5 protein-coding genes are annotated in these 11,009 nt (G+C 70.5%); all 5 read left to right on the top strand.

Going from position 1 to position 11,009, the window contains the following annotated elements; translation table 11 throughout:
* The first annotated feature begins 25 nt into the window (after positions 1-25).
* The 5 genes from ACYVGI_RS05220 to ACYVGI_RS05240 all read left to right on the top strand — a co-directional run bounded on the left by ACYVGI_RS05220 (position 26) and on the right by ACYVGI_RS05240 (position 10,860).
* Positions 26-5,305: an Ig-like domain-containing protein gene (locus ACYVGI_RS05220; protein ID WP_460631609.1), complete on the top strand. Its 5,280-nt coding sequence runs from the start codon at positions 26-28 to the stop codon at positions 5,303-5,305.
* Between the two features lie 25 nt (positions 5,306-5,330).
* The gene (locus ACYVGI_RS05225) at positions 5,331-6,299 is read left to right on the top strand and encodes an AAA family ATPase (protein WP_460631610.1); all 969 of its coding nucleotides are present in this window, start codon (positions 5,331-5,333) and stop codon (positions 6,297-6,299) included.
* A 31-nt stretch (positions 6,300-6,330) separates the two neighbouring features.
* Positions 6,331-7,677, top strand: coding sequence for a DUF58 domain-containing protein (locus ACYVGI_RS05230; RefSeq protein ID WP_460631611.1), 1,347 nt, complete (start codon positions 6,331-6,333; stop codon positions 7,675-7,677).
* The gene (locus tag ACYVGI_RS05235) at positions 7,674-10,070 is read left to right on the top strand and encodes a transglutaminaseTgpA domain-containing protein (RefSeq protein ID WP_460631612.1); all 2,397 of its coding nucleotides are present in this window, start codon (positions 7,674-7,676) and stop codon (positions 10,068-10,070) included. The genes ACYVGI_RS05230 and ACYVGI_RS05235 overlap by 4 nt, the downstream gene beginning before the upstream one ends.
* A gap of 295 nt (positions 10,071-10,365) precedes the next feature.
* Positions 10,366-10,860: an FHA domain-containing protein gene (locus ACYVGI_RS05240; RefSeq protein WP_460631613.1), complete on the top strand. Its 495-nt coding sequence runs from the start codon at positions 10,366-10,368 to the stop codon at positions 10,858-10,860.
* Positions 10,861-11,009 lie beyond the last annotated feature (149 nt).

Consider the following 11,009-nt stretch of genomic DNA (forward strand, 5'->3'; position numbering starts at 1 on the left):
TCGAACCCGGGGGGATAGCAGAGTAGTGGCATCGCTGAGCGCGTGGATACGCAAGCGCAAGACGCTCGCCTCCGTGACCGCTCTGGCCGTCGTCGCAGGCGTCCCTCTGACGATCGCGGTGCTGCACAAGGGTTTCCCGGTCAACGCCGTCGACCTGGACACCAGGGACGTGTGGGTGACCAACGGCGACAAGCTGATGGGCGGCAGGCTCAACCATCAGATCAACGAGCTGGATGCGGCGGTCACCGGCGCGAGCTCCGACCTGGACGTGCTCCAGGACGGATCGGCGTACTTCCTCACCGACTCCCCGCACGGCACGGTCGACAAGATCGACCCGGCTTTCGTGTCGCTCGGCGGCCGCATCCAGGTGCCGGAGAAGTCGCAGCTCGGGTACGGCGCGAACACGCTGTCCGTGCTGTCGCCGACGGGCCAGCTCTGGGTGCTCGACGCCAGCGGCCGTCTCGACTTCGACAAGGCGAAGACCAAGCCGGCCGCGAAGGTCGGCGCCGATGCGCAGCTCGCCGTGAGCAAGACCGGCGAGACGTTCGTCGTCGCTCCGCAGGGCAAGAAGCTGTACACCGTCGACCATCCGGGCGCTGAGGCGACAGCGGCGTCGTTCCCCGTGCCGGGAAAGTTCCAGGTCTCCGCCGTCGGCGACCATCCGGTGGTGCTCGATGCGCAGGCGAACCGGCTCATCACCGGGGACGGGAAGACGGTCGACCTGCCGGCGAAGGGCCTGAGGCTCCAGCAGCCGTCCGCCGACGACCCGTCCGCGCTGGTCGCGACGGCGTCCAGCCTGCTCAGCGTCCCGCTCGGCGGAGGGACCGTGGTCGCGCATCCCGCAGGGGCGACGGCGACGGGAGGAGCGGCGGCGGTCTCCGCCCCGGTGCGCCTCGGCGACTGCTCATACGGAGCCTGGGCTGGCACGGCGCGCTACCTCTACGCCTGCGACGGCAAGAACGACGTCGGCATCGACATCGACCAACCGGTGAATGGCGACGATCTCGAATTCCGCGTCAACCATGGCGTGATCGCGCTCAACAACCTGCGCGACGGCAACGCCTGGGTGGTGTCGTCGAACATGCGGCTCGTGCAGAACTGGGCGCAGCTCAAGCCCAACGAGACCACCGTGCAGGGCGACACCGGCGAGGAGAAGCCCGTCCTGCAGTCGTTCTCCGACACCCTCGCGCAGCGAACGAAGGTGAACCGTCCTCCCACCGCCGTCCCCGATGCGTTCGGCGTGCGCCCCGGACGCTCGACGGTGCTGCCCGTGCTCGCCAACGACACCGACCCGGACGGCGATGTGCTCACCATCTCCGACGTCTCTGCGCTGCCGGCGGCGCAGGGCACGCTGGAACGGGTCGAGGGAGGACGAGCGCTGCAGTTCACCCCGGCGTCCGGCCTGAGCGGCACCATCTCGTTCCGCTACGCCGTGGACGACGGGCGCGGCGGCACCTCCACCGCCCAGGTGGATGCGACACTGCACCAGCCTGCGCAGAACGCGGCCCCCGCATCCACGCGCGCGAGCACGGCGCAGACCGAGGTCGGCCAGTCCGTGAAGTACGACGTGCTGAACGACTGGCTCGACCCGGACGGCGACGACCTCTCGCTGGTGTCGGCGGCGTCGACCACCGAGGACGACGTGCAGTTCAAGCCGAACGGCGAGGTCACCTTCACGAGCAAGACGGGCCAGACCGGCTCCAAAGAGGTCAAGGTCACCGTCTCGGACGGCAAGAAGAGCACGACGGGCAGCCTGCTGATCACGGTCAAGGCGGCGGGGACGCTCGACCCGGTGGCCGTGCCGGACTTCGGAGCGGGGTTCACCGGCAAGCCGGTGGTTGTGCATCCCCTGGACAACGACCAGTCGCCGTCCGGGCAGCCGCTCAGCCTGGTCGGCGCATCCATCGACGGCCAGGCGAGCGCCGATGTCACCACGGACGCCTCCCGCGGCACCGTCACGGTGCTGAGCAACGCGCCGGGCGAGTACTACGTCACGTACACGCTCGGTGCAGGCCCGAAGTCGACCACGGGTCTGATCCGGGTGGATGTCGCCCCGGACGGCGGCTCGGACGCTCCACCGATCGCGGTGACGGACACGGCGTACGTGCGCCCGGGTGAGCCGACGTCGGTGAGCGTCCTCGACAACGACGTCTCGCCGTCCGGCCGGGTGCTCGTGGTGCGATCGGTCACGGCAGAGGCAGGGGCAGGAGACCTCAACGTCGAGGTGCTCGACAACGCCGTGGTCAAGGTCACCGCCCCGACGGTGCTCGCCGAGCAGGTGCAGCTCGTCTACACGGTCTCCGACGGCATCCACGAGGCCACGGCCGGGATCACCGTCGTCCCTGTTCCTCCGCTCGTCACCCATCAGCCGCCGATCGCGGTCGACGACACCGCGATGGTGCGCGCGGGCGACATCATCACCGTGCCCGTGATGGACAACGACTACTCGCCGGACAACGCGCCGTTCTCGCTCGATCCCGCCCTGCGTGACGTCGCGGCGGCCGGCACGGGCGCGACGGCGTTCGTGAGCGGCACGACCGTGCGCTACCAGGCGCCGACGGAGCCAGGGCAGTACAGCGTCGTCTACGGCGTCACCGACAAGCTCGGCCAGAAAGCGCAGGCGACGGTGAGCTTCGTGGTGACCGCGCCGGACAAGGGCGGAGACAGGGCACCGCGTCCGCAGCCGCTCACCATCCGGGCGTTCGCAGGGTCCACGGTGCCGGTCGACGTGCCGCTCGACGGCATCGACCCGGACGGCGACTCCGTCACGCTCGCGGGCCTCGGCAGCCAGCCCACGCTCGGCCGCATCTCGGACAGCTCCAGCACGTCGTTCACCTACGAGGCGTATCCGACCTCGGCGGGCACGGACACCTTCACCTACCAGGTCAAGGACACCTACGGGAAGACGGCGACGGGCACGGTCACCATCGGCGTCATTCCGCGCCCGACCGCCGTGCAGCCGCCGATCGCAGGGAACGACCCCGTGCAGGTCAAACCCGGCCGCACCGTCTCCGTCCCCGTGCTCGACAACGACTCGGACCCGAACGGCTACACCATCGCCGTGCAGAAGAAGCTGCTCCAGGTGGATGCGGGCCTGAAGGCGTCCGTGCACGGCAAGGTGGTGCTCGTCACGGCGCCGAAGACCGAGGGCGCATACATCGTGCGCTACCAGATCAGCAACGGGCAGGGCGGCATCGCCAGCGCGTTCATCCAGGTCACCGTCACCCCGAACGCGAAAGAGCAGTACCCGTCGGCGATCGACCACCTGATCGAACCGGACGCCGTCGCCAACAAAGACAGTGTGAAAGTGGATGCGTTGGCCGGGGCGACCAACCCGTCCGGCCTCGTCGAAGACCTCACGGTCGCGCTCACCGGCCCGAACGCGGGAGCCGCCGAGGTCGGCTCCGGCGGGTCGATCACCGTGCATCCGGCTGCCAAACGGCTCGCCATCGCCTACCAGGTGAAGGACGGGGTGACCGGGCTCACCGGCGACGCGTTCATCGTCGTACCGCCGAAGGGCGACGCCACGGCGCCGCCGGCGATCAAGAAGTCGCTGCCGCAGCAGATCGTGGAGATGGGCGGCAGCAAGAGCTGGAAGCTCTCGGAGATCCTCGACGTGCCCTCCGGTCGTTCGGTGAAGCTGACCGGCGCGAGCGGCGTCAGCGCCACCAACAGCACGGGAGCGTCGCCGTTCGGCGACGAACAGACCCTCCGCTTCACCGCGGCGAAGGACTACCGCGGTCCGGCCGCGATCACCTTCAAGGTCGACGACGGGCGGGACGCCGGCCAGACCAGCGACCGCATCACCACGCTCGTGCTGCCGATCACGGTCGGCAGCCCCGACCAGTCGGACGTCGCGCCCACCTTCACGTCGCCGAGCGAGAAGATCGAGCCGGGGGAGGCGCCGCTCACCATCGACCTGCGGTCGTCGAGCTTCCACCCCAATCCGGACATCCTCGCCAAGCTCGCGTACTCGAACCCGCAGTGGACCGACAAGAAGATCCAGGTCGCGCTCAGCGGATCGTCGCTGTCGCTGTCCGCCCCGCTCGGCGTCCAGCCGGGGGAGTCGACGGTCGTGACGGTCACGATCAGCTCGGGAACGCACACCATCACCGGAACGGTGAACGTGCAGGTCGTCAGCTCCAACCGGCCGGTGGCGAGCCAGAAGAACCCGCCGCAGACGCAGGAGCTGCAGCGCGGGAAGTCGACCACGCTGACGGGAGCGGCGAGCGACTCCGCCTGGGTGAACCCGTTCCCCGGCCATCCGCTGACCATCACCGATGCGAAGGCCGACAGCGCGCCGGCCGGGGTGACGGTGACGTACACCGGGTCTTCGATCACGGTGAGCGCCGCATCCGGAGCCGCCATCGGCGCGGTCAACGTGGTCTACCACGTGCAGGATGCGACCAAGGATCCGAAGCGGACGGCCGCGGCGATCGGGCAGTACCGCGTGACCGTGCACGACGTGCCGGAGAAGCCGTCCGCCCCCGCCAACGCCAAGGCCTCCGACGGACAGGCCACGGTCGAGATCGCGGCCCCGGCGAACAACGGGAAGCCGATCGACCAGTACGAGGTGCGCGGCGGCCCGAAGGCCGTGACGACGACCTCGATCGGCCAGGTGACGATCGGCGGACTCACCAACGGCACGGCGTACACCTTCACGGTCCGCGCGCACAACGCCGACGGGTGGAGCGAGCTGTCGGCGCCGAGCGCGTCCGTCACGCCGTACGGAACGCCGCAGTCCGTGAGCGGGGCGAAGATCAGCGCCGACCAGTATGCGCCGAGCGACCTCTCGCTGAGCTGGAACGCGCTCTCCGACCCGTCCGGCACCGGTGGCGGGCCGGTGACGTACCAGTGGCGGTTGAACGGGGGCGGCTGGAACAGCACGTCCGGCACCAGCGCGACCGTCTCGAACCAGGGCGTCGGAAGCTACTCGTTCCAGGTTCGCGCGGTGAACGACCACAGCAACAAGACCGGTGGCGCCGACACCTCGAACACCGTGTCCGTGGCCAAGAAGCCGGACCCGCAGCCGTCGATCGACCTCGCCCAGGGCGACCTGGAACCCGGATACGCGCACAGCTTCACCTACGACGTGACGCTCAACCACTTCAGCGGCAACACCACGTACACGATGAACTTCTACTGCAACGGCGGCAAGCTCACGAGCGAGTCGATCACGACGAACGGCAGTGGATACGCCCACTATCGCGGCGCCCCGAACAGGCTGCACGCCTACTGCGGCTACCACGGAGCGTACGTGACAGCGGGCGGCGTGCAGAGCAGCGTGCAGGACTGGGCTCCGTGATCAACACAGAAATGGATGGAACACCGTGGCAGTAACCCAGGAACAGGCCGACTGGTTCTCCGGAGCCTTCTCGCAGTTGGTCGCGAACGTCGACAAGGCGATCCTCGGCAAGGAGCACAGCATCCGGCTGGTCATCACCGCGATGCTCTCCGGCGGCCACGTGCTGCTCGAGGACGTGCCTGGCACGGGCAAGACCGTGCTCGCGAAGGCGCTCGCCAACACGATCGAGGGCACGCAGTCGCGCATCCAGTTCACGCCGGACCTGCTGCCGTCCGACGTGACAGGCGTCACCATCTACGACCAGAGCAACGGCAGGTTCGAGTTCCACCCTGGGCCGATCTTCGCCTCCGTCGTGCTCGCCGACGAGATCAACAGGGCGAGCCCGAAGACGCAGTCCGCACTGCTCGAGGTGATGGAGGAGGGCGTCGTCACCGTCGACGGCGTCGGCCACCCCGTCGGGGCGCCGTTCGTGGTGATCGCCACGCAGAACCCCGTCGAGCAGGCGGGGACGTACTCGCTGCCGGAGGCGCAGCTCGACCGCTTCCTCATCAAGACCTCGCTCGGCTACCCGGACCACGACACCACGGTGAGCCTGCTGCTCGACTCGTCGAACCGCTCGCGTGCGGCCGGTGTGCGGCCGATCATCGCCTCCGACTCGGTGACGGCGCTCGCGCAGCTCGCCTCCGACGTGCACGCCGACGCGTCCGTGATGGGCTACCTCAGCGAGATCGTCTCCGCCACCCGCGCGGACAAGGACGCCGCCCTCGGCGTCAGCATCCGCGGCGCCCTGTCGCTGGCGCGCGCGGCGAAGACCTGGGCCATCGCCTCCGGGCGCACCTTCGTGACGCCAGACGACATCCGCGAGCTCGCCATCCCCGTGCTCGCGCACCGCGTCATCGTCGACCCGGAGTCCGAGTTCGCCGGCGTGACCGCCGAGGACATCGTCGCCCGCGCCATCGCCGAGGCGACCCCGCCCGCCTACCGCGCCGCGTGACCTGCCACCGAACGGACGAACAGCCCCACCGATGACCGCCGCTCCCGACACCGCCACCGCCTCCCAGCCCGGCGCCGCATCCACCGGCCGCCGGCGCCGAGCGCGCCCGCTGTCCCAGACCCGTATCGCGTTCGGGCAGCTCCTGGATGCACTGCGCGGGATGCTCGGAACGCTCGGCCGCCGCATCCACCCTGCCTGGCGTGCGGTCACCGGGTGGCTCGCACCCGTGCTCGGGGTGGTGAGCACGTTCGGCTGGATCGTGCTCGGGGGAGCCGTGGTGTCGTTCGCGCTGCTCGCCGTGCTCGGCTGGGCCGAGTTCGCGTTCCTCGGGGCGACGCTCTGCGCTGCGTTCCTGATCGCCGTCGGTTTCGTGTTCGGCCGCTCGACCTACGACGTCGCCATCGAGCTGAACCCGCGCCGCGTCGTCGCGGGCGACAGGGCGCTCGGCCGCATGGTGGTGCGGAACTCCGGCAGCCGTCCCGTGCTGCCGACCAGGATGGAGCTGCCGGTCGGCGCCGGTGTGGCCGAGTTCATGGTGCCCAGGCTCGCGGCCGGTGAGGAGAACGAGGAGCTGTTCGCCGTGCCGACTGCGCGGCGCGCCCTCATCCTCGCCGGGCCCGCGCTGTCCGTGCGCGGCGACCAGCTCGGGCTGCTGCGCCGCACGACGGCGTGGACCGGCCAGGTCGAGCTGTTCGTGCACCCGAAGACCACCCGGCTGGCGGCGACCGCCCGCGGCCTGGTGCGCGACCTGGAAGGCCAGACCACCAAGGTCATCACCGACAGCGACCTCGCGTTCCACGCGCTGCGCACCTACGAGCCAGGCGACGACATCCGCAACGTGCACTGGCGCACGTCGGCGCGCACCGGGCAGCTCATGGTGCGGCAGTACCAGGAGACGCGCCGTTCGCAGCTCCTGCTCGTCTTCGACGCCGAGCGGTCGCACTTCGCCGACGACGACGAGTTCGAGCTCGGCGTGTCCGTGCTCGCCTCTGTCGGCTGCCACGTGATCCGCGAGGAGACGGAACTCGACGCGGTCTGGCAGCAGAAGACGATGCGCGTCGAGACGCCGACCGCCCTGCTCGACGACTCGTGCCGCATCCAGCCGGTGGACGGGATGCACCAGAGCCTGCGCGACTATGTGCGCCGGTCGACACTGCGCCTGGCGGCGCCGAGCTTGGTCGTGATGGTCGTCGGCTCACTGCTCGACCCCGCCGAGATCCGGGCGGCCGCGAGCCTGTACGGCACGGACACCGAGACCATCGGCGTGCGCGTCGACGTGAACGGAGAGCCGCGGCTGAGCAGGCTCGGCGGCATGATGCTCGCCACCGTGTCGACGCTCGGTGAGCTGCCGGCGCTCCTGAAGCGGGCGGCACGATGAGCGGCGCGACGAGCGGCGCGACGAGGCGCGAGACGACGGCGCAGCAGTCCCGGCCGCGCCGCGCAGCGCCTGCGCAGAAGCAGGGGAGCATCGACCGGCTGTCCGCCACGACCTGGATCGACGTGGCGGTGGTCGTCGTGCTCAGCGCCATAGCCGTGCTCGGCTTCCAGCCGGCGTTCGGCCACTTCTCGTTCCTGACGGCCGCCATCGGCGGTCTGGTGGTCGGGACGGGCTCCGCCGTCGTCTGCCGCCTGTTCCGGCTGTCCGTGCCGCTCACCGTCACGATCGCCGTCGCAGCGTACTTCCTCTTCGGCACGCCGCTGGCGATGCCGGGCTCCGCCACGCTGGTCGTGCTCCCGTCGCTCGACAGCCTCGCCGGGCTCGTGATCGGCGCGGTGTTCGGCTGGAGCGACGCCGTCACCCTGCAGGCGCCGCTCGAAGCGCCGCCGTACGTCGCCGTCGTGCCGTACGTCGCCGGGTGGCTCGTCACCCTCGTCTCCGTCTCGCTCGCGGTGCGCTGGCTTCCGAGCGCCACGGGCAGGGGAGCCGGCCGCGCCGCCGTGCTGGTGGCCGGGCCGCTGGCGCTGTTCGTCGCCGGGATCCTGCTCGGCACCGTGGATGCGTACCTCGCCGGGATGCGCGGCGTCGCGTTCGCCGCTATCGCGCTGCTCTGGCTCGCCTGGCGCCGCACCCGCTCGGCATCCGTCGAGGTCGTCGCCGACCCCGGTCTGCTGCGGCGCAGGATCGTCGGCGTCGGCTCTGTCGTGCTCGGCGCCGTGGTGGTCGGCGCGCTCGCAGGCTCCGTGCTCGCGCCGCCGCCCGCATCCCGGTTCGTGCTGCGGCAGGAGGTGACCCCGCCGTTCGACCCGCTCGACTACCCGAGCCCGCTGGCCGGGTTCCGGCAGTACACCAAAGACCTGGAGAAGACGGAGCTGTTCACGGTCGACGGCCTCAGCAGCGGCCAGGTGATCCGGCTCGCCACGATGGACAGCTACGACGGCGTGGTCTGGACGGTCACCGACCCGAAGGAGAGCAGCGACGCCTCCGGCAGCTTCGAACTGCTCGGCAGCACCATCCCGTCCCCTCCGCTGTTCACGCCGGGCGCGACCACCACGGCTCAGATCGACATCAAGGAGTACTCGGACGTCTGGCTGCCGACCATCGGCTACCTGACGACGCTCGGCTTCGACGCGTACGCGGGCACCGACCCGACGACCACGGTGCGCGTCAACACCACCACCGGCACGACGGCGGTGACGAGCGGCGTGAAGGACGGCCTCCGATACACCGTGGATGCGACGGCCCAGAAGATCCCGAGCGACAAGGCCCTGGCGAAGGTCGCGCCCGCGCGGCTCGATCTGCCGCCCGTCACCAACGTCCCAGACATCGTGGCGGCGAAGGCGGAGGAGTACGCGGGCTCCGCGACCACCGCGATCCAGAAGCTCCGCAACCTCGAGCGCTCCCTCAAGACCCTCGGCTACCTGAGCCACGGCCGCGCATCCGACCCCGTCCCGTCGCGTGCCGGAGAGGGCGCGGACCGGATGACCGACCTGTTCGCGAAGTCGCCGATGGTCGGAGACCAGGAGCAGTACGCGAGCGCGTTCGCGCTGATGGCCAGGCGCCTCGGCTACCCGACCAGGGTGGTGATGGGCTTCGCGCCCAAAGTGGTCGACGGCCAGGCGACGACGGTGACGGGCAACGACGTGACAGCGTGGGACGAGGTCGCGTTCGACGGGGTCGGCTGGGTGCCGTTCTTCCCGACGCCGACCAAGACGGACGCGCCGAAGAACCAGACGACCAAACCCAAGCTCGAGCCGCAGCCGCAGGTGCGGCAGCCGCCGCCGGCCGACCCGAAGGCGCAGGATCTGCTGACGCCGGTCAAGACCAAGGACAACGAGCGCAAGGAGACGAAGAGCGGCTTCGCCATCCCCGCCTGGGCGTGGGTGGTCGGCGGGATCGTCGTCGTCCCGCTGCTGCTGTACTTCGTGCCGCTGCTCATCGTCGCAGCGCTCAAACGCCGCAGGCGCAAGCGCAGGCTCACCACCGGCCCGCCCGACCGGAGAGCGGCGGGCGCGTGGGAGGAACTGGCAGACGGATACGACGAGCTCGGCCTGAGCGTCCCTCGCAACGCCACACGGCTGCAGGCGGCCGGCGCCCTGGAGAGGCAGAGCGCCGAGCAGGACCTGAGCGTGCCCGCCGGAGGCCTCGCCACCATCGCGCGCGACGTCGACGCCGCCGTGTTCGACGGCTCAGAGGTCGGCTCCGACCGGGTGGATGCGGTCTGGCGCGCCTCGGACGCGGCCGTCGCGGACGCCCGCTCCTCGGCCGGCAGGCTGCGCGCCAGGCTCGCGGCGTTCCGCTACCGCCGTCGCTCCAAGCGGGCAGGGCGTTAGCCGCCGCCCGGGCAGCCCGCACACCGCTCCCCGTCCGAACGGAGACCTCGCGGCCAGCGCGGCCGGACTCCGTCAGAACGGAGAAACACGCGGCGCGTCGCGCGCATCCTCCGTCTGAACGGAAGATCCGCATCCACTGTTCTTCGGCAGGAGATCGGACGCGCCGCGCCGGTCCTCACTCCGTTCGGACGGAGAAACTGCGGGCAGGTGGCGGAATCTCCGTCCGAACGGAGGAGGCGTGCGGTCGGGGTGGCAGGGGCGGGGGCGGGGAGGCCGCTCCCCGTATAGTGGCTGCGTGGAATCGCCCGACTTCATCGTGCCGCCGCCGCACCTCATCCCTCCCCGTCACGATACGGGAACGGAGACGGCGAAGGTTCCCGCGCGCGAGCGCTCGCTCCCGGTGTTCGCGCCACCGAGCCCTCCGCCGTCCGCCGCATCCGCCGCCGCCGCTGCACCCGCTCGCCAGTGGCGCATCGTGCTCCCCGGCGGCAGGGCGGTACCCGTGACGGGCACCGTGCTCGTCGGACGCAACCCGGTGACCTTCGGCGCCTGGACGGACGCGGAACTGGTGGCTGTCGACGACCCGGCGGCGAGCGTGTCCAAGACGCACGCCGCCTTCGAGGCGGACGGGGGAGCCCTCTCGGTCACCGACGCGCACTCCACGAACGGCGTGGTCGTCGTCGCGGAGGGCGCGCGGGAGCGAGAGCTCACCCCTGGGGAGGCAGCGCCGCTCGCACACGGCGACGTGGTGCACCTCGGACGCTTCGCCGTGCGCGTCGAGCTGAGCTGACAGGATCACCGCCGAACCGGTGATAACCTGACAACGTGTTTCACGGTCTGCTCCTCCTTAGCTGCCGCGACGAGTCCTAGATCCTTCAGGCCTCCCTCGTCGCGGAGTTCGTCGTCGGCTGATCCGGAAGCAAGCTAAGGAGTTCTTGA

It is taken from the genome of Leifsonia lichenia, from assembly GCF_054780215.1.

Bases quoted from the DNA above. Each gene is read 5' to 3' on its own strand.
- ACYVGI_RS05235 (WP_460631612.1), top strand. From the start codon at position 7,674: ATGAGCGGCGCGACGAGCGGCGCGACGAGGCGCGAGACGACGGCGCAG.
- ACYVGI_RS05230 (WP_460631611.1), top strand. From the start codon at position 6,331: ATGACCGCCGCTCCCGACACCGCCACCGCCTCCCAGCCCGGCGCCGCA.